The following is a 24,367-nucleotide window of genomic DNA, read 5'->3' as shown; positions in this document are numbered from 1 at the left end:
CGGCCGGTCCTCGCCGACCGCGGTACTCGCTCGGTAGTAGAAGGGATGGTGGGTGGAGGCGATGACCGCGGCCAGGGTGGCCATGGCTGCTCCTTTCCTCATGCGGCGGGGTGGTGCGTGGCGATGGCGGCCTCAGATCGGGTGCTCCTGGTAGACCTCGGCGGAACAGGCTTGTTGTTGAGATCGACCGACAGGAAGATGTCGTTGGCGACGGGGTTGCGCAGTTCTTCGGCGAGTTGGCCGATGAGTCCGGCGGTGCGGGCGAGCAGGGCGAACCCGCGGAGCAGATCCAGCGGCAGGCCGAGGTCGGCGAGCGCGGCGCCGCAGACTCCGGCGCCGTTGAGCGGCAGCGTCCGGCCCAGGATCTGCGGATGGACCCGGCCGATTGCGGCGAACAGCGACAAGTGCGGGCCGAAGAGCTGCTCCTCGGTGGCGATCTGGAAGAGCCGCGCGGTGCGCGGATCGCCTTGCTTGTGCACGTGGTGCCCGAGCCCGGGGATGAACCTGCCGGCCTCCCGCTGGGAACGCACGGTGGCGAGCGCGAGAGTGTCCCAGCCTGCCTCGTTGACCGGGTAGCCGCACTCCGCTGCGGCCAGCACGTCGTGCAGGAACCGGCCGCAGTCCTCCGTCACGCCGAGGAAGCGCGAGCCGCCCCCGAGGAGTCCGGCGGCGAGGGCGCCCTGGACCGAGTCGGGCGCGGACAGGTACGTCAGACGGGTCACGATCGCGGTCGGGGTGAATCCGTGGTCGGCGAGCGCGGCCAGCACGGCCTCGAACACCCGCGTCTCCCCCCGCGTCGGGCGCCGCTGCGTGGCGAGCCAGAAGGCCAGCTCGCCGAATCCGACCTCACCCATCACATCGGTCGCGAGATCCTGGCCGAGCAGGGTGATCTTGTCGAGGGAGGACGCGCCAAGCGCGGTGGGGTACTCAGGCATGCTCGCTCTCCAGCCACTTGCGAAGTTCGGTGCCGTGTTCGTTCAACTCGGGCGGGGGCAGCCGGTAGCTAGCGGGGGTCTCGGAGAACCGGATCGGGTGCCGGGTGGTGGGTACCGCCCGGTCTGCCTCCCCGACCTCGACGACCGGGTCGAGCCCGAAGCGTTCGGCCATGGCGAACCCGCCGTCGACGGTGTTGATCGGCCCGCACGGCACACCCGCCTCAATGAGCAGGTCGAACCACTCCAGGGCGCTGCGCGTCCGCAACCGCTCGACCAGGATCGGCCGGAGCTCCTCGCGGCGTTCGGTGCGGTCGGCGTTGCGCCGGAAGCGCGGGTCGTCGGCGAACTGGGGTATACCGAGCACTTCGCACAGCTGGCGGAACTGCCCGTTGTTCGCGGCTGTGACGATCAGGTCCTGGTCGGCCGTCGGCAGCGGCTCGTACGGGAAGACGCTGGGGTGCGCGTTGCCCATGCGGTAGGGCACGGTGCCACCGGCGACGTAGGCGGAGCTGTGGTTGACCAGCCCCGTCAGTGCGGAGGACAGGAGGTTCACCTCGACGAGCTGGCCGCGGCCGGTGGCGTCGCGGTGACGCAGTGCGGCGAGGATCCCGATGGCGGCGTGGTTGCCCGCCATCACGTCGAACACCGAGATCCCCGCCCGGTACGGCGGCCCCTGTGGATCACCGGTCAGGCTCATCAGCCCGGAGACGGCCTGCACCATCAGGTCGTAGCCCGGGACGTGTCGGCCGGGGCCGGGCCCGAATCCGCTGATCGAGGCGTAGACCACGCCCGGATTGCCGACGCTCACCGAGGGGTGGTCCAGCCCGTACCTGGCCAGACCGCCGGGCTTGAAGTTCTCGATCACCACGTCCGCACGCCGCGCCAGCTCCCTGGCCAGCCGCGCGTCCTCCTCGTCGCGGAAGTCGAGCAGGATCGACCGCTTCCCGCGGTTGACCCCCAGGTAGTAGGTCGACACTCCATCCCGCACCGGCGGCTTCCAGCTACGCGTGTCGTCTCCTCGCGGGCCCTCGACCTTGACCACGTCGGCGCCGAGGTCCGCCAGCAGCATCGTCGCGTACGGACCCGCCAATATGCGGGAGAAGTCAGCCACCAGCAGACCGTCAAGCGGCCCTCGGGAATCACCACTCATTCGACTACGACTCCTCATGCCGGACTCCCGGACTTGGCCACTCTGCGGACAACTGTCTGCATCACGTACAGCCTGAGCACTGATGGTTAAACTGTCAACCAATCTGCTGGAGAAATGGGCCAGCAGAAACGGACGCCAGTCCGAAGTGTTGGCGAGATCTTCGCGGATGGCGGATGCCCGAGCGGCTGTACGCAGGCAGGCTGGCGATAGGGTGTTGTGTCGGACAACCATCCGGCCAGCGGCCACGCCGGCCGGGACCCGTATTCCGTGGAGGACGACAGATGCGCCGGGACGCCGATCCGAACTTCATCGAGGCACTCGCGCGCGGCCTCGACGTGTTGCGGGGCTTCCAGCCCGGTAGGCCGTGCATGACGTTGAGCGAGGTGGCCGCCCAGGCAGGTCTCGCACGGCCGACAGCCCGCCGCGTCCTGATCACGCTTCAGCAGCTCGGATACCTCCGCAGTGAACAAGCCGGATACTCGCTGACTCCGCGCGTGCTCGAGCTGGGCATGGCCTATGTCGGGTCCCACAACCTCTGGGAACTCGCCGAGCCCCACCTGCGCTCGCTGGTCGCCCAGACAGGCGAATCATGCTCGATCGCGCAGCTCGACGGCTCGGACGTCGTGTATGTCGCCCGGGTCGCCATGCCGAAGCTGGTGGCGCTCGCGGTGACCATCGGCACCCGCTTTCCCGCCGCACAGACCTCGCTGGGCAAGGTGCTGCTCGCCGCCCTCGACACCCAGGAACTCGACCGGGTCCTCGCCACGCCCAGCCGGTCGGGCATCGAGCCGAGTCACCGCACCGAGCGGGACGAGCTGGACGAGGTGCTGCGCAATGTGCGGGCCAAGGGCTGGGTGGTGACCGATCAGGAGCTGGCCCCCGGCATCCGCTCCATCGCGGCACCCATCCGCAATGGGCAGGGCCGCACTGTCGCCGCGCTGAACGTCAACGCCCACGCCGCAGAAACCCCGATCGAGCACCTCGTCGAGCACCATCTGCCGTTGCTGCTGCGCACGGCGAGCGCCATCAGCGCCGACTGGGCGGCATGGGAGGCGCGGCCCATCGCCACCGTCGCGCAGCCGACCGGCTGATCCGGCGCCAATCGGCCCCGACAAGGGCGAGGAGGTGGTGTCGCTGTTGCACGGCGAGGTCGGGCTGTACCCGTGGTCGCAAGCACTCCTCGCGGACAAGGGCATGACCGCTACCGAAGAGGCAGCGCTGGACCGGTTGGCCGAGTTCGCCGACGCATGGGGCAAGAAGTACCCGGCAATCGTCAGGCTGTGGGAGAACGCCTGGGAGGAGTTACCCCCGTTCCTCCGCTTCGACAGCGAGATCCGCCGGATCGTCTGCACCACCAACGCCATCGAGTCCGTGAACGCCAGGATCCGCCGGGCGGTCAAGGCCCGCGGCCACTTCCCCAACGAGCAGGCCGCACTGAAGCGCGTCTACATGGCAATCATGTCGCTGGACCCGACGGGCAAGGGACAAGCCCGCTGGACCAGCCGCTGGAAGACTGCGCTGAACGCCTTCGACATCACCTTCGACGGCCGCCTCTCCGCAGCCCGCCAGCAACCTCAACGGATCGTCCAGGTCGTCACCGTCGCGGGCCTTCTCTTTCCCTACGCGGCCCAGGCCCTGAGGATCCAGCGCCGACGCCGCCTCTACGGAGCCAAGAAATGGTCCAGCGAGACCGTCTATGCCATCACCGACCTGACCGCCGAAGAAGCGAGCGCGGCCGAGATCGCGTCTTGGGCCCGCGGGCACTGGACGGTGGAAAACACCGTCCACTGGGTCCGAGATGTGGCCTTCGGAGAGGATAAGTCCCAGGTCAGAACCCACAACGCGCCCGCCGTCCTCGCTGCCCTCCGTGACCTGATCCGCAGCGCACTCAAGCTCGCCGGCTACGTCAACACCACCGCCGGACGCCGAGCTCACACCGACCGCCCCCGCGTCCTCGCTCTCTACGGCATCACATGATCAAACCGGACGAGCCGGGCAAACGCCGGGGCCCTGGCCTCCCCGAGCCACGATGCTGGACCCGTACAAGACGGTGATCGACGAGATCCTGCGGGCGGATCTGGACGCGCCGCGCAAGCAGCGGCACACGGTCACTCGCATCTTCCACCGGCTGGTCGAGGAGCACGGGGCGGACGTCTCCTACGGCGTCGTGCGCTACTACGTCGCCGGCCGGAGGCCCGAGATCCTGGTCAAATCCGGCAAGGCACCGCTGGAGGCGTTCGTCCCGCAGACTCACCTGCCGGGCCACGAGGCGGAGGCCGACTTCGGTGACGTGACCGTGCGCCTGGCCGGCGAGCTGGTGACCTGCTACCTCTTCTCCTTCCGGCTGTCGTACTCGGGCAAGGCCGTCCACCGCGTGTTCGCCTCCTGCGGCCCGGAAGCCTTCTTCGAAGGCCACGTCCACGCACTGCGGACCCTGGGCGGAGTGCCGAGGACCAAGGTCCGCTACGACAACCTGAAAGCCGCCGTCGCCAGGGTGCTGGGGCAGAGCCGGGGAAGAGTCGAGGCCGACCGGTGGATCGCCTTCCGCTCGCACTTCGGCATCGAGAGCTTCTACTGCCGACCCGGCATCGAAGGCGCCCACGAGAAGGGCGGCGTCGAAGGGATGATCGGCTACTTCCGCCGCAACCACTTCGTCCCCGTCCCCGAAGTCTCCTCTCTCGCCGAACTGAACGAGATGGTCGAACAGTGGGACCGGCAGGACGACGCCCGCCGCATCGGGTCCAGGCCCAAGACGGTCGCGGAGTACTTCGCACTCGAACAACCGCTGCTGATGCCGTTGCCCGAGGAACCGTTCGAGACGGGCCGGCTCTTCACCCCGCGGGTCGACCGCTACGGACAGATCCCGGTCCGCACCAACCGCTACTCGGTCCCGATCCGGCTGATCGGCAAACGCGTGCGCGTCGTGCTGCATGCTTCCCATCTGGTGGTTTACGACCAGAACGTGGAAGTGGCCCGGCACGAGCGGCTGATCGCGAAGGGCGCCGTCCGTCTGGACCTGGACCACTACCTGGAAGTCCTGGTCCGCAAACCCGGCGCGTTCCCCGGCTCCACAGCCCTCGAACAGGCCCGCTCGGCAGGAAGATTCACCCCGGTCCACGACGCCTGGTGGGACCAGGCCCGCAAGATCCACGGTGAGCGGGACGGCACCCGGGCCCTGATCGAGGTCCTCCTGCTGGGCCGTCACCTGCCTCACGAGCATGTCGTCGCTGGCCTGGCCGCGGCCCCTGCGAGCCGGCGCCATGACCGCGGACGCAGTCGCCCTGGAGGCCCGTAAGACTGCCCAGGCCGAGACCGAACCCGTCCCTGCGGCAGGCCAGATGATTTCCGGGAACCCGCCGGCGATGGTGACGTCCCTGCATGAATGGCGGCTCGCGCACCTTCCTGCGGACACTAGGCCGCTGCCGTCGGTGACCCCCTATGACCAATTGCTCCGCCACCGCCGAATCAGCGGCGGTGACCACCGTGAGGGAGAAGCCCAGTGACCCTGCCCCGCCAGCGAGGCTTGACCGAGCAGGCCGCCGACGCCGCCATCGACACCGCCTGCCGAATGCTGCGACTGCCCTCGATCCGCAACGAGTTCTCCGACATCGCCGACCGGGCGATGAAGGACCAGATGACCTACGCGGCTTCCTTGCCGAACTACTGATGACCGAGTGCGACGACCGGTCCCGCCGCCGCTCGGAACGACGGATCAAGGCGGCCGGCTTCCCGCGAGAGAAATCCCTGCGGGCCTTCGACTTCGACGCCAACCCCAACATCGACGCGGCGACCATCCACACACTCGCCAGCTGTGAATGGATCAAGAAGAGCCAGCCGCTCTGCCTGATCGGGGACTCCGGCACCGGCAAGTCCCACATGCTCATCGCCCTGGGCACCGAGGCGGCCAAAAAGGGCTACCGAGTCCGCTACACGCTCGCCACGAAGCTGGTGAACGAACTGGTCGAGGCCGCCGACGAGAAGCAGCTGAACAAGACCATCGCCCGTTACGGACGCGTCGATCTTTTGTGCATCGACGAGTTGGGCTACATGGAACTGGACCGCCGCGGCGCTGAACTCCTCTTCCAGGTTCTGACCGAGCGCGAGGAGAAGAACAGCGTCGCCATCGCCTCCAACGAGTCCTTCGGGGGCTGGACCAAGACCTTCACTGATCCCCGACTCTGCGCTGCCATCGTCGACCGCCTCACCTTCAACGGCACCATTATCGAGACCGGTACCGACTCCTACCGCCTCGCCAGCACCCGAGCCCGAGCCGAAGAGCCCGCCAAGGCCGGCTGACCGCAGCCTACGTTCCTCGATGGCCAGCCGTCCTGGCGGACGGCTGGCCATCCCGCGTTTGCGGTGTCCTTGGAAGATGTCTCAAGAATCGAGCACGGCGGCGACGGCCTCGATCTCGACGAGTTGGTCCTTGTAGCCGAGCACGGTGACGCCCATCAACGTGCTGGGGACGTCATGGTCAGCGAACGAGTCCCGGACAACCTGCCAGGCGGCCACCAGGTCCTCCCGCCGGGCCGATGCGACGAGAACCCGTGTGCTAATGACGTCCTGGAGTGACGCGCCTGAGGCAGTAAGAGCGGCCTGCATGTTCTCGATGGCTTTCGCCGCTTGGCCCTCGTAGTCCCCGATCGCTGCTGTGGAGCCGTCATCGTTCAGCGGACACGCCCCTGCAAGGAAGATCAGGCGTGACTCGGCGGGCGCAGTGGCCGCGTAGGCGTACTCGGCGACGTCGGACAGGGCGGTGGAGCGGATCAAAGTAATGGCACGAGCCACGGTCGTGGGGTCCTTTCCCCTCGGGTGTTCAGCGCGGACATCCTGTCAACGGCCAGTTGGCTTCCGCCTTCCCTTTTCTCGCCGCCCCGCGAGAACGCCGTCACTTCTGCTCGACATTCAAGAACCGCATGATCACCAACTGACTCCGGAACCAGTCGACAAACGCTGTTCCTAGACATCAACGAAGCCAGTTGCAGCGTGATCTCCCTCCGCCGCAGCGCCGCCTCGACCTGCTCGGCGGAGGCTCCGTCCTCGCGCATCTGGGCGAGGAGGTGGTAGCGGCCTTGCTGCTGCCAGTTCACGGCCGGGGATACGGCGATGACGAACCGCAGGCCGGGAGTGCGGGCTGCGACCTTGGGCAGCACCCATCCCGCCTGGCTCGCCCCCCACAGTCCGATGCGGCGACTGTCGATGTCCGGCCGCTGACGCGCCCAGGAGATGGCATCCATGGTCTCGTCGACCCGGTCCTCCATGCTCTGGTCCAGCCAGTTGCCCGACGAGCCCCCCACGCCGGGCTTGCTCCAGGACAGTGAGGCGTACCCGGCTCTGGCGAACGACTCCCACAGCGGCCGGTAGAAGGTGTCATGGGTTGCGTCGACCGGCCCGTCCCCGTGAACGAAGACGACCAGCCCGTACGGCCCCCGGCCCTCCTTCGGTGTGGCCAGGACGCCATCGAGCGCACCTCCACCATGCCGGAGGACGACTCGCTCCTCCCGGATGTCGTAGGAGTTCTGCCAGATCACCACTCCGCCCAGCCCCGGCGTCACCAGCAGCACGCCGACCAGGGACCAGATCACTGCTTTCGCCCGGCGACGCCTGCTCCCGGGCACACCCCCACGTTGTCGTGATCGCACATTCACCTCTATCTATTGATTAAGAAACTCTCGTGTTCCATACGAACGTACTACAGTAGATAGTGACATCGCTACGGCGCGCAGGACGAGAAGCGAGGAGGGCCAAAAATGGCCAACACGGAGAACACGCGGGACGCGAGGAGCACCGCTGCAGGCGGACCGGTGACCGTCCGGCGGGGCGTGCCGGACGGAGCCGAGGAACGCGTCGCCGAGCTGTACTGGGAGGCGTTCGGCCGGAAACTGGGCGCAGCGCTCAACCCACCGGCCACAGGCAGGGACTTCATCGCGACACATCTGCACCGGGACCGGGCCGTGGTGGCACTCGCCGGTGACCGGGTAGTGGGAGTGGCCGGGTTCCAGCTCGGCGGGCGCGGGCTCACCGGCGGAGGAGTGACCGACGTCCTCAATACGTACGGCCTGTTCAGGGGAATCCCACGACTCGCCGTTCTGGCCCTGCTCGAACGCACCCCGGCGCCAGGGCAGCTGGTCATGGACGGCATCGCAGTCGACGCGGACTTCCGCGGCAACGGCATCGGCAGCCTGCTCCTGCGGGAGACGTTCCGGGTCGCCGCCGACCACCTCTGCGGCGAGGTCCGGCTTGACGTCATCGACGTCAATCCCCGCGCACGCGCCCTGTACGAACGGCACGGATTCACCGGGGTCCGCACCGAACAGACGCCCTACCTGCGACGTCTGATAGGGTTCGGCGCCGTCACCACCATGCACCGCTCCATCGCCCCACCCGTGGGAGAGGTCGCCCCACCTGCCGGAGAGCGGCCGTGACCACCGGGGAGAGGCGCATCCCGCACACCTATGATCGGCCCATGCCCGAAGCCGCCCCCGAGATCCCCACCCGCCTGCTCGTGCATGCCATGGTCCGCGAGGACGGCACCGTCGACGCCGGCGAGCTCTACACCATCGCGGGCACCCTGGGAATGAGCGATCAGCAAGTACGCCTGTGCATCAAACGACTCGTCGCCGAAGGCCGCTTCACCCACGAAGGCCGCGGCCGCAAAGCCCTGCTGCGTGCCACCGCCGACGTCACCGGATCCCTTGCGCCGAACGTCGAATACGTCCGCTACGCGTACCAACAGGACCACGGTCACGCCCCGTGGGGCGGCATCTGGCACCTCTTCGCGTTCGCCATCCCGGAATCAGCCAGAGCCGCCCGCGACACCCTGCGCGACTCCCTCCTCAGGCTCGGCGCAGCCGCCGTCCAGGGCGGTCTGTACGTCAGCGCCAACCCCATCGAGAAACACGTCGAGGCCCAGGCGCGACAGCTCGGCATCCTGGATGCCGTCACCTTCCTCACCAGCAGCGACCTGCGCATCGGCGAACACCGGGCCCCCACCGACCTCGCCTCCGAACTCTGGCCCCTGGCAGAGATCGCCGAGCGCTATGACCGGCTCGCCGTACTCGCCCAGGCCCGGCTCGACCAACTCGACGACACCGCAAGCCCGACCGATACCGAGCAGTTGACCATCGCCATCGAACTCGCAGCCGAGTTCTCCCGCGCCATGGAACCCGACCCGTTCCTCCCACCCGAGCTCCTCCCCCAGCCCTGGACCGGCACGCACGCCCGCCACCTCGCGGCCCGCTGCTGGACCCAGCTCCTCGAGTACCAAGAAGTGGCGGCGGCGGACAACCGTCCACGACCGCGCCTCTTCAGCCTCTACGCCGACGTCATCCACCTCGCAGCACATCAAGCGCGCTGAGCCTCTGCGCTTCCGTCGACACCCGCCAGAGCGGCCAGCCGGACCACTGCTCGCGAAATGGAGGAACGCAAGGACACGGGCGACCGCTGACCCCACCCCAGGGGTTGGTGTGTGGGGTGCCGGATGACGGGAAGCAGGTGATCATGCGCCTCCTCGATGACGTCCGTCGCCTCGACCGCCGGCTGACCCGCCGGGCCGCCTCCTGGGACTCGCCCTGGCCCGGCACTCCAATCCCAACGATTCCCGCAAGGAGGGCCAGGGCGTGAGCGCCCCGCAGTCGGCGAAGGCTGTTGCCAGCGGCGCCGGCCTTGCGGTACGCACCCGCATGAAGGACCTCACGACCTCGGTCGTCGCCCTGCTCGTCTCCGAGGCGTGCAACATCGGCATGACCCCGGTCATCAACCCGAACATCGAGGCGCTCACCCGTTCCCGCCTGGTCCACGTAGACCAGTACTACCTTCGCGCCGACACCATCGCCGCCCTGATCGAGGCCCAGGCCCAGGTGCCGATCGTGCAGTTCTGGGGGAAGGGGCTGCTCGCTTCTGTCGACGGCCTGCGCTTCGTCGTCCCGGTCCGCACCATCAACGCCGCCCCGAGCCCCTCTACTTCGCGAAGAAGACGGGCATCACCTGGCTCAACGCGATCAATGACCAGGTGATCGGGATCGGGCAGATGGTGGTGCCCGGTACCCCGCGCGACTCAGCCGGAGATGGTCGCCACCGACAATGCCTCGTACTCCGACATGGTCTTCGGCATCTTCAAGATGCTCGGCTACCGCTTCTCCCCGCGCTTCAAGGACCTCGAAGACCAGCGGTTCTGGAAGGCCCAAATGCCCGGCGGCGAGGCCTTGGGCAACTACGGGCCGTTGGAGGCACTGGCCCGCAACAAGGTGAACGTGAAGGGGTCCCGCCGGTAACGCTGCTGGATTGAACGCTATGGAATGATCATGGGTCGGGGGGTCTCGGTTCGATCACTACCGGGACGACTGTGACGCCTGTTGCCTAGCGTCACGAGTCGTGACTGTTGGGTATCTTTCAGAAGATCAGACAGCCCGGTATGGACGTTTCGCCGGGGAGCCGTCAGTGCAGGAGCTGGAGGAGTTCTTCCGGCTGGACACGGTGGCGCTGGAGCAGGCGGCGGCCAAGCGTCGGCCTCACAATCGGCTGGGCTGGGCGGTTCAGTGGGGCACCGTACGGATGCTGGGCACTTCCATGTCGGCGCCGGCCGAAGTGCCGCCTGGGGTGGCCGAGTTCGTCGCGGAACAGTTGGGGATCGATGATCCGTCGTGTCTGAAGCTGTACCCGGAGCGGCTGCCGACCCAGCACGAGCACGCCCGCGAGATCCGGAGGCTGCTGAAGATCCGCGACTTCGAGGACGGCGACCTGGCCCTGCGGGAGTACATCGCCGGGCGGGTGTGGGTGTCGAACGAGGGGCTGCGGGCGCTGTTCGACCGGGCGGTGACGTGGCTGCTGCGTAACCGGGTGCGCGACCTGGCCGCCTCCGAGGAATAACCCCGGTCAGCCGACGGGGATGACGTAAGCGCGGGCGAAGTGGTGCCGATGTGGCCTCGTGGAGGTGTCCGGCGATGACGTCGTCGGTGCCGGACGCCTTCGCGGCAGGGAGCAACGGCTTGGCCGTCGCCGTCGCCCTGGCCCAGGGTGATGGCTGGCTGGACTGCCTGAGGCGCGCTCGGTGTCGTGTCCGTGTCCGGTTCACAGCGGGTGGCGTGGGTGGGGGCGGACGGTCGTCACGGGGGAGGTCTGGGCGTTGGCTGGGTGGAGCATCTGTCCGGCGGCCAGTTCGCGGTAAATGGGGCTGCTGGTGAGTAGTTCCTGGTGACGTCCTTGGGCGGTGGTGCGGCCGTTGTCCAGTACGACGATCTGGTCGGCGTGTTGGACGGTGGAGAGCCGGTGTGCGATGACCAGGACGGCGCATTCTCGGGCGACGTCCTTCATCACTGTGGTGAGCGCGGTCTCATTGATGGTGTCGAGGTGGGAGGTGGGCTCGTCGAGCAGGAGGATCGAGGGGCGGGCGAGCAGGGCGCGGGCCAGGGCGACCCGTTGGCGCTCTCCCGCTGACAGGGTGCCGCCGCGTTCGCCGAGCATTCCCGACAAGCCGTCCGGCAGCCGCCGCACGACGCCTTCCAGCTGGGCGAGCTCGACGACGTGTTGCACTTCTGCCTGGGTGGCGTCGGGCGTGGCATAGGTGATGTTGTCCCAGAGGGTGCCGTGGACGACGTGGGCGTTCTGGTCGACGACGGCGATGCGTCCGCGGCATGCGGTGCGGCTCAGTGCGGTGGCGGGCAGGCCGTCGAAGAGCAGGGTCCCGGAGTCCGGTTCGTGGAATCTGGCGATGAGGGCAAAGATCGTGCTCTTTCCGGCACCCGACAGGCCGACCAGGGCCGTCTGCTGCCGGTAGGGGACAGTGAACGAGACGCCGCGCAGCACCGGCCGGTCCGGGTCGTAGCCGAAGCTGAGATTGCGCAGGGCGAGGGCGGGTTCCTGGTACGGGATGGTCTGCCGGGCTGCCTCGCGCGTGTATGCCCGGACGGCCGGGGTCTGCTGGGAGGGCTCCGCCGGCAGGGAAAGTGCCTGCTCGATGCGCTGGTAGGCCCCCATGCCACGCTGGATCAGGCCTGCTGCCCGGAAGACCGAGGACAGTGGAAGGACCAGGTAGGAGGCGTACAGCAGGAAGGCGACCAGGTCGCCGAGGGAGTTGGCGTGGCCGTTGACCCGCAGGCCGCCGATGACCAGGACGATCAGGAAGGAGCCCTGGACGGCGAGTTCGACCGCGGGGCTCATCAGGGAGGCGAGTTTCGCGGTCCGTACGCCGGCGCGGTAGGCCGCCTCGACGCGTTCTCCGATGCGGGCCGCTTCACGGTCCTCGGCTCGGTGAACCCGGACCATCGGCAGGGCGCCGAGGGCGCGTTCGAGGTCGGCGGCGATCGCGCCGACGGAGGTCTGCATGCGTTCGGAGGCAGCCCGAATGCCCTTGAGAAGCGAGGCGACGATCACGGCGGCGGTAGCTACGGTGAGGGCGACCAGGAGGAGCAGCAGCGGGTCGATCCACACCATGAGGACGATCGCCCCCGCCGCGACGAGGGCACCCGTCACCAGATCGACCAGTGCCTGGGAGACGACTTCTCTGAGCAGGGTGGTGTCGGCGGTGACCCGGGAGATCAGGTCGCCGCTGCGGTGCCGGTCGTACTCCCGCATCTCCAGCCGGAGCAGCCGCGCCACCAGGCTGTGGCGCAGCCCTCGTACGATGCTTTCGCCCATGCGCTCCAGGACGAAGCGGCCCACCGCGCTGGTCGCCGCTTCGGTGACGAACAGTACGGCCAGGAGCAGCAGCAAGGGCCACAGCACCTGTCCCCGTCCGCTCGCGTCCACGGCCTGTTTGGCGACGAGCGGCTGGGCAAGCCCGAGCGCCGAGCCGACGAGGGTGAGTACGGTGGCGACGGTGATGGTGGCCCGGTGGCCGGTGGTGAGCCGGTACATGGTGGCGACCGCGGCCCGGGTGGAGCGGTCGCCCGCGGCCGTCGGCTGTGCCTGATCCACGGCGGTGTCGGTCATCGGCCTGACCGGCTCCCGGGAGCGACCGTGATGAGCCGGGTGAAGTAGTCGTCGGGTACGCCCTCGTCCACGGGGCGGCCGTCCGCCTCGATCCAGGCGTGCGCCGTGAACGGCGGCACCACGCGCACCCCGGTGCACCAGGTCGGCCAGCTCCCTGACAGGCGGCACAGCAGCGCGGCTCCCAGAGACCGGGGCAGGCAGCCTTTCGGCCCGGCGCAGCGCAGGCTCACCGCGCACATCGCGTCCCGTGCGTTCTTTGCCTGTGCGGCGGTGGCCGGCGTGGCTTGGCGGCATGCGAGGTGGAGCACGGCGCGGATCCGGCGGGGCGGCAGGAGTGAGAGCACGAGGGCGGGGATCAGGACGAGACGGGCGGCCAGGCGCCGGGCGAAGGGCACGCCGGTGGGCCGCTCCAGGGCGCTGGGCGTCGTCATTCGGCCAGCCCCGAGGTCCGCAGTTGCTGTACGAGGGCGTCGACGTCCTGCTTCGCCTGGACGAGGTCGATGTCGAACTCGTCGACGAGCGCGGCGACCGCGGCGGCTTCGTCACCGCCCGCCATCAGCGTGTTGACCACCAGGGTGCCGGTCGGATTCAGCTCCCAGTAGTCCCCGGCGCGTTCGTCCAGGAGGACCGTGCCGTAGTCCGTCTCGGCAGTGGAGACATCGGCGCCGAACTTCAATGCCATGCGTGTGCCTTTCTGCTGAGCAACGGTGGTCATGAGGAGGCGGGAGCCTTGGGCCCGGTGGTTCGGTGGAGGCCGCGCAGCCACACCTCAGCGGCGATGGTCGAGTAGAGGATCGCGTCGCGCAGTTCGGGTGTGGCCGGGCGTTGGGCGAGCCGGCGCAGGGCTGCGCCGTCGACCAGTCCGAGCTGCTCCAGCCGGGAGTCCTCCCAGAGCGCCAGCAGATCGGCGCGGTGTTCGCGCAGTCCGTTGGATGCGTCCATGGAAGCGGCGGCCTTGTTGGTGCGCCGCAGGCACGCATCGGGCACGATCCCGCTCATGGCGGCGGTCAGGAGGGGTTTGTACTGCCAGGGCGTGACGCGCTCGCTCGGGCGCACGGCGAGGCATGCCTCGATGACGCGGTCGTCGAGGAACGGCGATGCCATCGGCAGGCCGGCCCGGGCCGCCATCCCGTCCCACTGACGGATGATGCGGGTGCAGGAAAGGATCTGTTCGAGGTCGGTGTGCAGGCCGCGGTCCGGGTGCAGCGGTACGGCGGTCAAGGCGGCCTCGCGCAGCGCCCGTTGGGCCATCCGTTCGGCGTCGGGGGTGACCCAGTCGAAGAGGCGAGGGGGCATGCCCCAGCCGACGCTGGTGCTGACGGTGGCGGGTAGTGGGTCTCGCAGGCGGCCGCTGGAGTCGGCCAGCCACTTCCCGTACGGCCGCGAGTCGGCCAGCGCGCGTGCCGTGCCGCCCAGTGGCCACTGCCACAGGGCCCTGAAGCCGCGCAGCTGGCGCAGCGCGAACAGCGGGCGGGTGCGGAGCAGTCGGTGGTAGTACGCCTCCGAGCACCAGGCCACGTGGTCGCCGCCGATGCCGGTCAGGTGCAACCGGCTGCCCCGCTCCGCCAGGCCGGGCAGGTGGTGCAGGACCCGCGAGCGGTCCATGACGCCGATAGTCGGTTCGTCCAGCAGGTCATCGATGCCGAGCAGGCCCGTGTAGACCAGCGGTGAAGCGTCGGCGTCCCAGACCACATGGTCAATGTCCGGCATCGACCGGGCGGCCTGTTCTGCCCAGTACAGATCGGTGTCGGCGGGGTCACGACCAGGCCAGGTGCTGGCCACTACCCGGGCCGGTGAGCGGTCCGCCAGGAAACAGATGGAAGTGGAATCCAGGCCGCCTGACAGGTCGCAGCTGACCACGCCACCCTGCCGGGTACGGGCGTCGACCGCCGCGGCCAGGGCTTCGCGGACGAGAGAGGCGCCATCGGCGAGCGTGCGTACCGGTTCCGGCGGTGTCCACCAGCGCGAGTGGCGTACGGTCCGGCCGTCCGGCGAGACGATCAGCGCGTCCTGGGGGGACACGGCGGTGATGCCTCGCCACATGGGTGCCCCGGCGAGTGGATGGGGAATGGGCCACAGCAGCCGGACGGCCAGTTGCTCCTCGTCCGGGTCGGTGCCGAGCGCGGCGGCGAGTACGTCGGCGCGGGTGGCAGCCACCTGTGTTCCGTCAACAGGGGCATGGAAGACCAGCCGGAGCCCGGAGGCGGTGCCCTGCACCCTGAGCCGCCCGCCGAGCGCGGCGACGAGATGGAAGCTCCCCGGAAGGGAGCGGGCCAGTGCGTCGAGTTCGGCGAGATCACGTAGCCGGCCGGCGTGGCGCCCGAGCTCTACGGCGTCGACCGGACAGCAGCCGATGACGGCGAGGGCCGTGTGGCCGGCGCGCGCGGTGACAATCTCCTCATCGTGCCACTGCCCCACCAGCCAGGGCCGGCCCGAAGCGTGCTGCAGGATTCGCGTTGCGGGGCGGGCGAAGGAGCGGGCCACGGCGGCCGCGTCCTCCCGGTCGGTGAAGACCGTGAAGTGCGCGTCGCCGGGGCCCGTCCCCGCACTCTCGTGCAGTTCAGTCATGACGTCGGGTCAGGAACCGTCGCCCGTCAGTTCTTGCTCAGGATGAGACGGTCGTTGCCGGAGCTCTGCAGGAGCCCGGTCTTCTTCCGGAACGTCCCGAGCCGGACCAGCGTCGGCGCCTCGTAAGCCTTCTTCATGACTTCTCCTCACATGGGGTGTCACGACCGCCCCCTGGCCGGCCGGGAACCGGAGACCGGTTCACTGCCGTCCCGTCCAGGCTCATCCGGAGCCGGAACAAGGAAGCGGGTGTACCCAAATAGCTACGTGCATAGGTGGATGCCACAGCAAGGTCGCTAGAGAAATTGGGATCATATGTAAAGTTCTAAAGTGGCCAGAGAGCTGTACTGCGGCTCACGAAGTTCGTCAAAAATGAAACATCAGGCGAGCGGGATGCGCGCAAGGACGGAAAAACGATTCGGCCTGCGCATCGAGAAGCACACGGTGGGTGTGGCGAAGAGGGCGCGCCGACTGGAGCCGGACGGAGCCGCCGGGGCGCACTCCGATCCTGCCTCCGCGCTCCCTTCCCCGCTTCTTCTGCCTGAATGGCTGGATGCTGCCGCCGATCTCCATTGCCTCGCAGACGGTCCGAGGCCAGGGGCAGGCCTCTCTATTGCAACATCGATCGAGCGGACCGCGTATCCGCGGTTCAAGCGGTAGAACCGCATGAGCCACATCCGTTCTTCTGAGGTGGTTTCCACGGACGCGAGTTGACCGGTCCGAACCGGGGGCCGTGTTTCATAGGTGTTCGCTCGTGAAACACGGCGCCGCCCGCCGATCATGCTGCGGGTTTCATGTTTCATGTGTTGTTGCAAATAGCTGGACGGCTGAAACACCCTCATGAAACAGTCAGGGCTCGTGAGCGACGACTTCAAGCGCGTGGAATCGCACGCCTGCCCGATGTCCACCTGCGCCGCCCCGGCGGGCTCGCCGTGCCGCACCGGCAAGGGCAAGGTGACCATCCAGTACCACACCGCCCGCTTCCGGCTGGTGCCAAAACTCGTCAAGGCGCTGAACGAACCGACCCCCGCCGTGCGCAAGCCCGGCTCGGTCTGGACCGAGCTGCCCCGGCCCAAGGGTGTCGGCACCGAGCCGGTCGGACACGTCCGCCTCGGGTACGCCCGTGCGTCCACGGCCCGCCAGTCCCTGGACTCCCAGCTCGACTCGCTGACCGAGGGGGGCGCCACCCGGATCTTCTCCGAGAAGATCTCCACCCGCGCCACCCGACGGCCCGAGCTGGACGAGGCCGTCAAGCTCGCCGGCGAACTGCGCGCCTCCGGCGTCCGCGTCACCCTCGTCGTCCACGAGCACAAACGACTCGGCCGCGGCATCGAACTGGCGACGCTGGCCGAAGAGCTCAAGGCCAGTGACGTCGGCCTTCACTTCCTCACCGGTGAGCTCCAGGGCTCGCACGACCCCTCCGGCGTCGTATTCACCGTGCTGGCGGCTCTCTCCGGCATGGAACGCGAGTACATCCGCGACCGCACCCTCGAAGGCCACGAGTCCGCCCGCAAGCGCGGCAAGACCATCGGCGGCGCGGGCGTCACCGACGACCACATGCTCTCCATGGCCCTCCACCTGCGGGAGCAAGAGATGAGCCTCCGCGGCATCGCCTCCCGCCTCGTCATCACCAACGGCCAGAAGAAGGGCCAGCACCCCTCACCCGCCACCGTCATGCGCATGCTGCGCGAACACGACGAACAGACCACCGCGCCTTTGGCGTCGTAGGCAACCGGCTACCCTCCACCTCCGGCGAGGGGGCAAGATCATTCCTTAGCGTTCAATCCAGCAGCGTTACCGGCGGGACCGTGAAGAAGGTGCTCACGCACTGGCCGGACATGCTGCGGGTGGCCGGCTCCCTGGTCACCAACCAGGTACGCGCCTACGACCTGCTGCGGATATTCGGCCGCGACGGGCATCCCACGCCCTTGGGGCAGGCGTTCGCCGAGTACGGGCGGATCGCCAAGAGCCTGCACCTGCTCGCCGTGGTCGACCCGGTCGACGACACCTACCGCCGGCAGATGCACAAGCAGCTCACCGTCCAGGAGTCCCGCCACAAGCTGGCCCCGGACATCTGCCACGGCAAGAAGGGCACCATCCACCAGGCGTACCGGGACGGGATGGAGGACCAGCTCGGCGCGCTCGGCCTGGTCCTGAACGCGGTGGTGCTGTGGACGACTCGGTACATCGACGCCGCCGTCGCCCAGCTCCGCGCCCAGGGGCACGAGATCCGCGACGAGAACGTGGCCCGACTGTCCCCGCTCAAGCACCGGAATTTGAACGTCCTTGGCCGCTACAGCTTCACCGCGTCCGTCCCGCGCGAGGGGCTGCGGCCCCTACGCGACCCGGACGCGGTCGAGCTGGACGACGATGACGACGACGGAGAGGAATGAGCCGGGCAGCTCGGGCGGCTCGGCAGTCAGTCGTCGATTTCGTGGGCCTTACAGCCCGGCGGGCTGCACTGCCTCCGGGGGACCGTCAGCCGGTGCAGCCGGGGACCGCGTCGGCCGGGCTGCAGTTGTTCGGCTGGTTGTCGCGGATGACGTCGCCGTTCAGGGTGAGGATGCCGGACGCCTTGAAGATGCCGCCGCCGTCGCCCGCCCGGTTGTGGGTGATGGTGTTCTGCTCCAGCGTGGTGGTGCCCAGCCCCGTGGTTCCCCCGGCGTGGTAGAGACCGCCGCCCTGAGCCGTGCCGTCTTTCGCGGTGACGGTGTTGCGGAGGACCTTGTTCCGCCTGGCCGTCAGTGTGCCGCCGTCGGGGTTGTCGAGGCCACCACCCTGAGCGGTGCCGTTCGGCGCGTCGACGGTGTTGCCGGTGATGCGGCTGTCGTTCAGGTCGAGCGTGCCGAAGGGGCCCACGCGGACGCCACCACCGCGCGCGGTGCCGTCCTTGGCGACCGCCCGGTTGCCACTGATCTTCACATCGCTCACAGTCATCAGGCCGTTGTTCGCGATGCCGCCGCCCTGGGCGACACCGTGCGGAGCGTCCGATGTGTTGTCGCTGATGGCGCCGCCGGTCACGGTCATCCTGCCGGGCGCCGGAATGCCGTTGGAGACTGCGGCACGCGCGAACCCGCCCGGGGCGAAGGAACGGTTCTTGCTGATGACCGTGTCCTCAACGGTCGTCTCGGCGAAGCTGATGATGCCAGCCGCGAAGGCGGTGCTCTGGGTGTCCTCGGTGACGGTGGCGGTGTTCCCGGTCAGCCGGGAGCGGGTGACCGTCAGCGGACCGTCGTTCGCGATGGCGCCGCCGGCAGCGCCGCCGCCGGTTGCGCTCCCGCTGTAGATGACGTGGTTTCCGGTGACTTCGGTCTCGCTCACGCTTCCGGTACCGGGGCTGTCGATGCCGCCGCCCTGGGCGAACACGTCGGACCGGGACGTGTTGCCGATGAATTTGCTGCGGGTCACCTTCATCGTTCCGGTGTTGGAGATACCGCCGCCACAGGCCAGGCCCGGGGGGTCGGGGAAAGCAGGGCAGTCCGTGGCGAAGCCGCCGCTGATCGTCGTGCGGGTGAGCGTCAGGTTTCCCGTCGGACCGACGAAGAGGATCCGGAACTTCGGCACGTTGTTCTCTCGCCCGTCCCGCCTGATCGTGGCCCCACGCCCGTCGATGGTGATCTCACTGGTGATCACCGGCAGCCCGTTGCCGGGGTTCACGGGGTCCGGCGACGTCAGCTTGTACGTGCACTTGGGCGCCAGCCGGAGTGTGTCCGGCCTCGGTGAGCTGTTCGCCGCGTTGATCGCCGCGACGAGATCCGGGACCGAGCAGCGAACCTGCGCCGTGGCGGCGTGAGCGGCCGGGACGGGGACCGCCACCAGCGCGCCCGCCACTAGGCCGAGGACGGCCGGGACATACCGACGAGACATCGGAGACTCCTCCTTCTGCGGTGACGGCCGGCCGTCAGGGGACCGCAACCAGCCGAGCCCAGCCGACCATGCGCAACCGCCGTCGGCTTCCCGGCGTGATCCGTACGGGCAGGCGGACAGCCCGGATGGAGCACGAAGACGCCGAACGGGCCAAGACACGCGAAGGGGTCGCACTCCAGGGCCGGCCCCTTCTCCGTGACGCAGCTCGCCGCACGACGGCCTCAGTCTCTGCGACCCGTCGACGCAGCCCTGCGGGAGACGGCCACCCCGACTCTCACAAACGGTCTTCGGCGGTAGGCATGCTGCGGTCTCCGTCGTGTCATCTCGGCATATCGCACTGGTATCGTCCCGATGATCGACGTGGATTCGGCGCGTCCCGGTTCCGGTGTCGGAGACAACTAGATCGTTTCGTCTGGATCACCTGCTCCTTCGCCCAAATACGCCGTTGACTGACGTGCAGTGGGCTCGGATCGAGCCGCGACTACCTGACCGGACGCCGAAGCGGGGTGGGGGGCTTTGGTCACCAGTTGTGCCTCTGGCTCAACTTCTGTGGAGCCGATCCCTGCGTGCTTGTCCTGGCGTCGAACCTGGCCTGTGACCTGCCAGTTCTCCGAGCTTGTAGGCAAGAGCCGCTGGCCGCCGATGCGGCACCCCAGAAAGGCCCTGGTCATGCCAGATGTCGAAGGTCGAGCTGTACGCGGCGATCCGACGCGACCACCGCGACCGCCTCTCAGCGGCGCCGGCCCATCCTGCCTCCTCCCTTCGTGAGGTTCTTGGTCATGGACGGGGGTTGCGGGTCTCCTCGGCCTTCCCCCTTTCGGGGAGATGATCTCTGGCCGCTGGGGTCGTTGAATGCGGGGATGTCTTCTGAGCGGACGGATCCGGAAGTGCTGGGCGGCCGAGACGACCTTGGTTGGGCCTCGTCTCGGCCGTCGGCCGTTCCGGAGGGCAGTGAGTTGCTCATCGACCAGATAGTCCTGGCGGTCAGGGCCGGCGACGATCCAGCGATCCGGGGCTTACTGGCCCGCCTCGCCTGGGTTGCCGATGTCACGGTGCTTCTACGACTGCGTCAGCGCCTCTATGAGGACGTCCCTGGCTGACCGGGTTCAGACGAAGGCCCGAGTAGCCGCCTTCCGCGGCCGACCCGGGCGATCAGGCGTCCATGTAGCCGGCGATCACGTCGAGCGTGGACTCGACGGAACCGAGCTGGGTGTTGAGGTGCTTGATCCACCGGCCCTTCGGCTGGAGGGTGGCGTGCGGGGCGACCACGCCGGTGATGAACCGGCGGATCTAGGTGAGCTTCTTGCGGATCACCGAGACCTCGTATGCCTGGAGCTCGGCCGCGTCCGAGCCGACCGTGCGGCATACAAACAGCGCACCACGGTCGAGCGGTGAGCCACCGCGTGCTGGCCAGGACGAGTGCCTCGATGGCGGGGCGAGCGCGGGAGCCTTGTCAGCGGACGACGTCGAAGACGTTCTTCTGCAGGCCGTTGGCGTAGGCCTCGTGCTCGACGAGCTTCAGCTTCTGTGTGTCCTTGTCGGTGGCGCTGAAGAGCCGCTTGCCCGCGCCGAGCAGCAGTGGGAAGACGACGAGGTGGAAGCGGTCGATCAGGCCGGCGTCCGAAAGAGCCTGGTTGAGAGAGGCACTGCCGTGGACGATGATCGGGCCACCCTCGGTCTCCTTCAGCGCGGCGACCTCGTCGAGCGAACGCAGGATCGTCGTCTCGCCCCAGTTCGACACCAGGTCGTCCTCGGTGAGGGTGGTGGAGACGACGTACTTCGGCATCACCTTGTAGTCGGCAAAGTCCTCCATGTCGGGCCACACAGGGCTGAACGCCTCGTAGCTGGTCCGGCCCATCAGGATCGCGGAGGCTTCCTTCTGCTCCCGGCCCTTGATCTCGAACGCCTCGGGGAGGAACTCGACGTCCTTGAAGGTCCACCCAGAGTTCCGGTAACCGGGCTCACCTCCCGGGCCCTCCACGACGCCGTCGAGCGATATGAAAGCGGTGCTGATCAGGGTACGCATCTCAAGTTCCTCGGTGTCTCGTGTCTGGTTCTCAGCGGGTTCGGCCGGTGCACACTTCGACCACACCCGTGGCTGCGGTGCAGCAATCATGATCTATGACCGTGGATCATGGAGAAACTCATCGGTCGTCGCCCGCCCCTTTCCCGACGGCCTCGGCCATCTGGCTCACCTTGGTGAGCCACACACGTGCCCGATCGTAAGAACCTCCAGCACTGCAACAGCGATGCGCGGTGCAAAGCCGCAACCGGTGGCGCGGCAACGTGTTGTAGTCGGACTCGGTGAACCAAACGAGACGGCTTAAGCGGCTGCGGCCCAGCCCATGGCAGCCACAGCAAGTGGAGGGGCCTGGTCACTGGTCGAGAGCTCTAACGCGGTTCGCGTACTCGCGACGGGCCTTTCGCTGCGCCAGGAGCGCTGAGGCCGTCGCGCGGATGACAGCGGTCAGGAGCGCTGGCACCTCAACATGCGGCCCTACCAGATCCGGGAGCCCAGCCCCAAGCTGAGGAATAGCGCACAGTCGAAGTACTGCCTCTCCACCAGTACGGCGACAGTGTGGAGCCTGCCGAATACCGGGTCTGGGTCCGGGCGCCTGAGCATGTACGGCCCGTGGACGGCGTCTCGTACGACGGCGTGCCTACCGAGCATCTGGAGCCGCCCACGGCCGTCCACCAGGCACTGGGGCCGCGCCGGCCATCCGGCTGGGTGCTGGCGAAGGCCGGCGGGCGCGGTCCCGGCCGGGGTGTCGTGCACACGGTCGACTGCGAGGAAGCCCCGGCCGGGGCACCGGTGCTCACGCTCAACCGGGCCCTGGACGCGGCGCAGCACCCGGGCACCCGGCTGTGCTCGCTGTGCGGCGCCGCTCAGGAGCTCGTCCTCAAGGGCTTCGGCGACAGCTGAGCGGTAGGGCGGAGCGCCACGCGTTGCGCGTCACGCGCGCCGACGTGGGCTGTGGGCTGCGGAACCGGGCGAAGGCTGTCGAGCACGCCTTGAAGCAGTGCGTTGATGTATGTGCGAGGCGGCAGGTCGTCCATGTTGAGGCGGCTGGGCTTGGTGCTCATCGGTCGGTGCAGGGCGTCATCGCCGCCGTTGCGGAAGTCGGCGAGCTTCTTGATGTACGCCTTGTCGGTCCTGCCGAACATCACGTTGGCTACGACCTGCGCAAACGTCTGGTGTCCGAAGGCGGGCGGGACATGGTCGAGGATGGCGCGCAGCAGCATCTGGCAGGCGTAGGGGTGCCGATTGGCGTGGTTGACGTTGAGCTCGTCCACCAGGGCGAGCAGTTTGTCGGGCTGGAGAGCGGAGTCCTTGGCTTCCAGGTCGGCGATCAGAGCTTCGTCGACGTAAGGGCCTGGGGCACCGGTCGGTGACGGGGCCGGCATGACGGGGGCGGCGCCAAGGACTCGCGCCCCATATACGGGGCGAGCCCAGTGATCGGGAGGGCGGGGCTTCCGAGGAACCACCACCCACAGCAAATAAAGTCCGCGCATGTTCCCGCTGTTCGGCAGCTATGCCCCGGTCGTGGCCTCCGACAGTCCCCGCCGGGCCGCGGAGGCGACGTGGTTGCGCGTCACCCGGGTGACCTCGTCCCAGAACGGCTTGGCGGTCAGGTACGTGCCGAGCGCGGACAGGAAGCCGAGGGAGACGTCCACACTGAGCCGCCCCTGTTCGGCCCAGTAGACGTCGCTCAGGTCCAGCAGCAGGGCGAACTCGTCAGTGATCAACGCGGTTCCGGCGCCGTAGGCAGCGGCGATGACGGGGTGGCCGACGGCGCGTTCGTCGCCGCGTACGGCGATTAGGCCGATACCGGCGAGGGTGGCGATGCCGAAGTTGTAGTGGTGCAGATGCTCGCCGCCCGCGGAGATGTTCCCCCAGGGCAGCCAGCCTCCGCGGATGCCGTGGGTGACCAGCCGGACCGTGCCCCAGGTGGTACCGAAGGCAACCCAGGTCACGATCAGCGATCGCTTCGTGGGGGTGAGATGCCGGTCGGCCGACTCCCGCCACCGCTCAACGAGCCGCGGCCTGGTTTGGGCGTGCTGCCGCGAGGTGTCGCATTTCATGGAGTGGACTCCAAACTTCGGCCCGCTTATGCCCACGGTCTTCTACGTCGCACGCCAGTCCACTCACGTGGACCTATCACTTGTGGAAGGAGCGTGGCCGACGGGTCGTCGCAGTCGTACGCTGCATCCGATGTGGTGATCGCCTTGCTGTTCATCACTCGGCCGCACAAAAGGCACTGCAGTCGCGGTCGAGAACGGGCCAGAGCAGTCCCCCGTCGACCTTCGTCGCCACGTGTTCGGCGCGCATGTTGTACATCGGCCACCTCCTACTCGAACGCAGGAAGTGGTCAAGCCCATGAGACGGCACGATCGCCCGAACCGGCGAGCTAAACCTGCCATCCGGGTGAACGGCTGCCGGTGCCGAGAAGCCGTCGACGGTGCGCGAGGCCCTGGGGCCCCGCCGGCCCTCCGGATGGGTCCTGCAAAAGCCGCACGCGGGCCGGTCCGCGCCGTTGTGCACGCACCGGACTGCGAAGAGGCACCGCAGGGCGCACCGCTGCTGCCGGAGTCGGCACTGAACGCAGCCGGGCACCCGCCTGTGCTCCCTGTGCGGAACCGCCCAGGAGCTGGACCCCGTGCTGCGCGGGTTCGAGGACGGCTTCGCCGACCGTTGAGCTCCAGACTCAGGCTGCTCTACCTTCTTGATCGGGTTGGTCCTCCCATTCGTAGGGTGAGGACACCCAGGGGTGTCGGGTGTGGCTATCAGGCTGCTGCCGACGGTGGCTTCCCTCGCTTCGCCGCCCGGCGCCCCACGACGACTCGGCCGCCGATTAGGAAGTGCGAACAAGTCGCTGAGTAGAGCAATGCCGGCGAGGTCGTCCGTGGTACGAACCGTACA

19 protein-coding genes and 7 pseudogenes are annotated in these 24,367 nt (G+C 68.3%); 13 read left to right on the top strand and 13 right to left on the bottom strand.

The features are described 5' to 3' along the window. Nucleotides 1-98 precede the first annotated feature (98 nt). Both OG883_RS46660 and OG883_RS46655 read right to left on the bottom strand, forming a co-directional pair. Nucleotides 99-935: a citryl-CoA lyase gene (locus OG883_RS46660; RefSeq protein WP_266555011.1), complete on the bottom strand. Its 837-nt coding sequence runs from the start codon at nt 933-935 to the stop codon at nt 99-101. Next, a complete protein-coding gene (locus OG883_RS46655; protein WP_266555009.1) occupies nt 928-2,085 on the bottom strand; it encodes a CaiB/BaiF CoA-transferase family protein in 1,158 nt (385 codons plus the stop codon). The genes OG883_RS46660 and OG883_RS46655 overlap by 8 nt, the downstream gene beginning before the upstream one ends. A gap of 281 nt (nt 2,086-2,366) precedes the next feature. Between OG883_RS46655 and OG883_RS46650 the strand changes: the two genes are divergently transcribed. The 5 genes and pseudogenes from OG883_RS46650 to istB all read left to right on the top strand — a co-directional run bounded on the left by OG883_RS46650 (nt 2,367) and on the right by istB (nt 6,381). Beyond that, nucleotides 2,367-3,176: an IclR family transcriptional regulator C-terminal domain-containing protein gene (locus OG883_RS46650; RefSeq protein WP_266555007.1), complete on the top strand. Its 810-nt coding sequence runs from the start codon at nt 2,367-2,369 to the stop codon at nt 3,174-3,176. A 118-nt stretch (nt 3,177-3,294) separates the two neighbouring features. Next, nucleotides 3,295-3,627 (top strand): annotated as a pseudogene (locus OG883_RS46645) (transposase); the annotation flags it as partial. Nucleotides 3,628-3,660: 33 nt separating this feature from the next. Then, nucleotides 3,661-4,062: pseudogene (locus OG883_RS46640) on the top strand (transposase); the annotation flags it as partial. A gap of 52 nt (nt 4,063-4,114) precedes the next feature. After that, nucleotides 4,115-5,380: an IS21 family transposase gene (gene istA, locus OG883_RS46635; RefSeq protein ID WP_266555005.1), complete on the top strand. Its 1,266-nt coding sequence runs from the start codon at nt 4,115-4,117 to the stop codon at nt 5,378-5,380. Between the two features lie 204 nt (nt 5,381-5,584). Then, nucleotides 5,585-6,381: pseudogene (gene istB / locus OG883_RS46630) on the top strand (IS21-like element helper ATPase IstB). An 81-nt stretch (nt 6,382-6,462) separates the two neighbouring features. Here istB and OG883_RS46625 read toward each other — a convergent pair. Both OG883_RS46625 and OG883_RS46620 read right to left on the bottom strand, forming a co-directional pair. Then, nucleotides 6,463-6,873 (bottom strand): RidA family protein, encoded by a 411-nt coding sequence (locus OG883_RS46625; RefSeq protein WP_266555003.1) that lies wholly within the window; start codon nt 6,871-6,873, stop codon nt 6,463-6,465. Next, nucleotides 6,852-7,703 carry a S9 family peptidase gene (locus tag OG883_RS46620; protein WP_266555001.1) on the bottom strand — a complete coding sequence of 284 codons (852 nt, stop codon included), beginning with the start codon at nt 7,701-7,703 and terminating at the stop codon, nt 6,852-6,854. The genes OG883_RS46625 and OG883_RS46620 overlap by 22 nt, the downstream gene beginning before the upstream one ends. 132 nt (nt 7,704-7,835) lie before the next feature. Between OG883_RS46620 and OG883_RS46615 the strand changes: the two genes are divergently transcribed. The 4 genes and pseudogenes from OG883_RS46615 (at nt 7,836) to OG883_RS46600 (ending at nt 10,953) form a co-directional block, all read left to right on the top strand. Further along, entirely contained in the window at nt 7,836-8,510 is a 675-nt protein-coding gene (locus OG883_RS46615) for a GNAT family N-acetyltransferase (RefSeq protein WP_266554999.1), read from the top strand. Between the two features lie 41 nt (nt 8,511-8,551). Then, complete coding sequence (locus OG883_RS46610) at nt 8,552-9,442, top strand: PaaX family transcriptional regulator C-terminal domain-containing protein (RefSeq protein WP_266554997.1); 891 nt, start codon at nt 8,552-8,554, stop codon at nt 9,440-9,442. A gap of 319 nt (nt 9,443-9,761) precedes the next feature. Beyond that, nucleotides 9,762-10,340, top strand: a pseudogene (locus OG883_RS46605) (Tn3 family transposase); the annotation flags it as partial. Nucleotides 10,341-10,458: 118 nt separating this feature from the next. Beyond that, nucleotides 10,459-10,953, top strand: coding sequence for a DUF4158 domain-containing protein (locus OG883_RS46600; protein ID WP_266554995.1), 495 nt, complete (start codon nt 10,459-10,461; stop codon nt 10,951-10,953). A 201-nt stretch (nt 10,954-11,154) separates the two neighbouring features. On the opposite strand, the gene OG883_RS46595 is transcribed toward OG883_RS46600, so the two are convergent. Genes OG883_RS46595 through OG883_RS46575 form a run of 5 tightly spaced genes read right to left on the bottom strand, consistent with a single transcriptional unit; the run spans nt 11,155 to nt 15,719 of the window. Then, nucleotides 11,155-13,014, bottom strand: coding sequence for an ABC transporter ATP-binding protein (locus OG883_RS46595; RefSeq protein WP_266554990.1), 1,860 nt, complete (start codon nt 13,012-13,014; stop codon nt 11,155-11,157). Next, nucleotides 13,011-13,445 carry a lasso peptide biosynthesis B2 protein gene (locus OG883_RS46590; protein WP_266554987.1) on the bottom strand — a complete coding sequence of 145 codons (435 nt, stop codon included), beginning with the start codon at nt 13,443-13,445 and terminating at the stop codon, nt 13,011-13,013. The genes OG883_RS46595 and OG883_RS46590 overlap by 4 nt, the downstream gene beginning before the upstream one ends. Beyond that, the gene (locus tag OG883_RS46585) at nt 13,442-13,696 is read right to left on the bottom strand and encodes a lasso peptide biosynthesis PqqD family chaperone (RefSeq protein ID WP_266554985.1); all 255 of its coding nucleotides are present in this window, start codon (nt 13,694-13,696) and stop codon (nt 13,442-13,444) included. The genes OG883_RS46590 and OG883_RS46585 overlap by 4 nt, the downstream gene beginning before the upstream one ends. Nucleotides 13,697-13,725: 29 nt before the next feature. Continuing rightward, entirely contained in the window at nt 13,726-15,582 is a 1,857-nt protein-coding gene (locus OG883_RS46580) for a lasso peptide isopeptide bond-forming cyclase (RefSeq protein ID WP_266554983.1), read from the bottom strand. 26 nt (nt 15,583-15,608) lie between these two features. Then, nucleotides 15,609-15,719 carry a keywimysin-related RiPP gene (locus OG883_RS46575; RefSeq protein WP_107050258.1) on the bottom strand — a complete coding sequence of 37 codons (111 nt, stop codon included), beginning with the start codon at nt 15,717-15,719 and terminating at the stop codon, nt 15,609-15,611. 718 nt (nt 15,720-16,437) lie between these two features. Here OG883_RS46575 and OG883_RS46570 point away from each other — a divergent pair. Both OG883_RS46570 and OG883_RS46565 read left to right on the top strand, forming a co-directional pair. After that, nucleotides 16,438-17,307, top strand: a complete 870-nt coding sequence (locus tag OG883_RS46570) for a recombinase family protein (RefSeq protein WP_266554978.1) — start codon at nt 16,438-16,440, stop codon at nt 17,305-17,307. An 80-nt stretch (nt 17,308-17,387) separates the two neighbouring features. Beyond that, nucleotides 17,388-17,972 (top strand): annotated as a pseudogene (locus OG883_RS46565) (Tn3 family transposase); the annotation flags it as partial. 85 nt (nt 17,973-18,057) lie between these two features. Here OG883_RS46565 and OG883_RS46560 read toward each other — a convergent pair. Both OG883_RS46560 and OG883_RS46555 read right to left on the bottom strand, forming a co-directional pair. Continuing rightward, complete coding sequence (locus tag OG883_RS46560) at nt 18,058-19,446, bottom strand: hypothetical protein (protein ID WP_266554976.1); 1,389 nt, start codon at nt 19,444-19,446, stop codon at nt 18,058-18,060. A gap of 1,453 nt (nt 19,447-20,899) precedes the next feature. Beyond that, nucleotides 20,900-21,472: a dihydrofolate reductase family protein gene (locus tag OG883_RS46555; RefSeq protein ID WP_266554974.1), complete on the bottom strand. Its 573-nt coding sequence runs from the start codon at nt 21,470-21,472 to the stop codon at nt 20,900-20,902. 552 nt (nt 21,473-22,024) lie between these two features. Between OG883_RS46555 and OG883_RS46550 the strand changes: the two are divergent. Continuing rightward, nucleotides 22,025-22,369: pseudogene (locus OG883_RS46550) on the top strand (DUF6233 domain-containing protein); the annotation flags it as partial. Here the strand turns inward: OG883_RS46550 and OG883_RS46545 are convergent. Both OG883_RS46545 and OG883_RS46540 read right to left on the bottom strand, forming a co-directional pair. Then, nucleotides 22,333-22,851, bottom strand: a complete 519-nt coding sequence (locus OG883_RS46545; RefSeq protein WP_266554972.1) for a hypothetical protein — start codon at nt 22,849-22,851, stop codon at nt 22,333-22,335. The pseudogene OG883_RS46550 and the gene OG883_RS46545 overlap by 37 nt on opposite strands. Nucleotides 22,852-22,977: 126 nt before the next feature. Further along, nucleotides 22,978-23,529 carry a hypothetical protein gene (locus tag OG883_RS46540; RefSeq protein ID WP_266554970.1) on the bottom strand — a complete coding sequence of 184 codons (552 nt, stop codon included), beginning with the start codon at nt 23,527-23,529 and terminating at the stop codon, nt 22,978-22,980. Nucleotides 23,530-23,897: 368 nt separating this feature from the next. Between OG883_RS46540 and OG883_RS46535 the strand changes: the two are divergent. Then, nucleotides 23,898-24,143 (top strand): annotated as a pseudogene (locus tag OG883_RS46535) (DUF6233 domain-containing protein); the annotation flags it as partial. Nucleotides 24,144-24,367: the final 224 nt, after the last annotated feature.

The organism is Streptomyces sp. NBC_01142 (assembly GCF_026341125.1).
In the GTDB taxonomy this organism is placed as follows: domain Bacteria; phylum Actinomycetota; class Actinomycetes; order Streptomycetales; family Streptomycetaceae; genus Streptomyces.
The sequence above is the reverse complement of the archived record's forward strand: the minus strand, read 5'-3'. Positions and strand labels throughout refer to the sequence as shown.

Excerpts from the sequence above, each read along its gene's own strand:
- OG883_RS46660 (WP_266555011.1), bottom strand. The coding sequence starts at position 935 with ATGCCTGAGTACCCCACCGCGCTTGGCGCGTCCTCCCTCGACAAGATC.
- OG883_RS46655 (WP_266555009.1), bottom strand. The coding sequence starts at position 2,085 with ATGAGTGGTGATTCCCGAGGGCCGCTTGACGGTCTGCTGGTGGCTGAC.
- OG883_RS46650 (WP_266555007.1), top strand. The coding sequence starts at position 2,367 with ATGCGCCGGGACGCCGATCCGAACTTCATCGAGGCACTCGCGCGCGGC.
- istA (WP_266555005.1), top strand. The coding sequence starts at position 4,115 with ATGCTGGACCCGTACAAGACGGTGATCGACGAGATCCTGCGGGCGGAT.
- OG883_RS46615 (WP_266554999.1), top strand. The coding sequence starts at position 7,836 with ATGGCCAACACGGAGAACACGCGGGACGCGAGGAGCACCGCTGCAGGC.
- OG883_RS46610 (WP_266554997.1), top strand. The coding sequence starts at position 8,552 with ATGCCCGAAGCCGCCCCCGAGATCCCCACCCGCCTGCTCGTGCATGCC.
- OG883_RS46595 (WP_266554990.1), bottom strand. The coding sequence starts at position 13,014 with ATGACCGACACCGCCGTGGATCAGGCACAGCCGACGGCCGCGGGCGAC.
- OG883_RS46590 (WP_266554987.1), bottom strand. The coding sequence starts at position 13,445 with ATGACGACGCCCAGCGCCCTGGAGCGGCCCACCGGCGTGCCCTTCGCC.
- OG883_RS46585 (WP_266554985.1), bottom strand. The coding sequence starts at position 13,696 with ATGGCATTGAAGTTCGGCGCCGATGTCTCCACTGCCGAGACGGACTAC.
- OG883_RS46580 (WP_266554983.1), bottom strand. The coding sequence starts at position 15,582 with ATGACTGAACTGCACGAGAGTGCGGGGACGGGCCCCGGCGACGCGCAC.
- OG883_RS46575 (WP_107050258.1), bottom strand. The coding sequence starts at position 15,719 with ATGAAGAAGGCTTACGAGGCGCCGACGCTGGTCCGGCTCGGGACGTTC.
- OG883_RS46560 (WP_266554976.1), bottom strand. The coding sequence starts at position 19,446 with ATGTCTCGTCGGTATGTCCCGGCCGTCCTCGGCCTAGTGGCGGGCGCG.
- OG883_RS46555 (WP_266554974.1), bottom strand. The coding sequence starts at position 21,472 with ATGCGTACCCTGATCAGCACCGCTTTCATATCGCTCGACGGCGTCGTG.
- OG883_RS46545 (WP_266554972.1), bottom strand. The coding sequence starts at position 22,851 with ATGCCGGCCCCGTCACCGACCGGTGCCCCAGGCCCTTACGTCGACGAA.
- OG883_RS46540 (WP_266554970.1), bottom strand. The coding sequence starts at position 23,529 with ATGAAATGCGACACCTCGCGGCAGCACGCCCAAACCAGGCCGCGGCTC.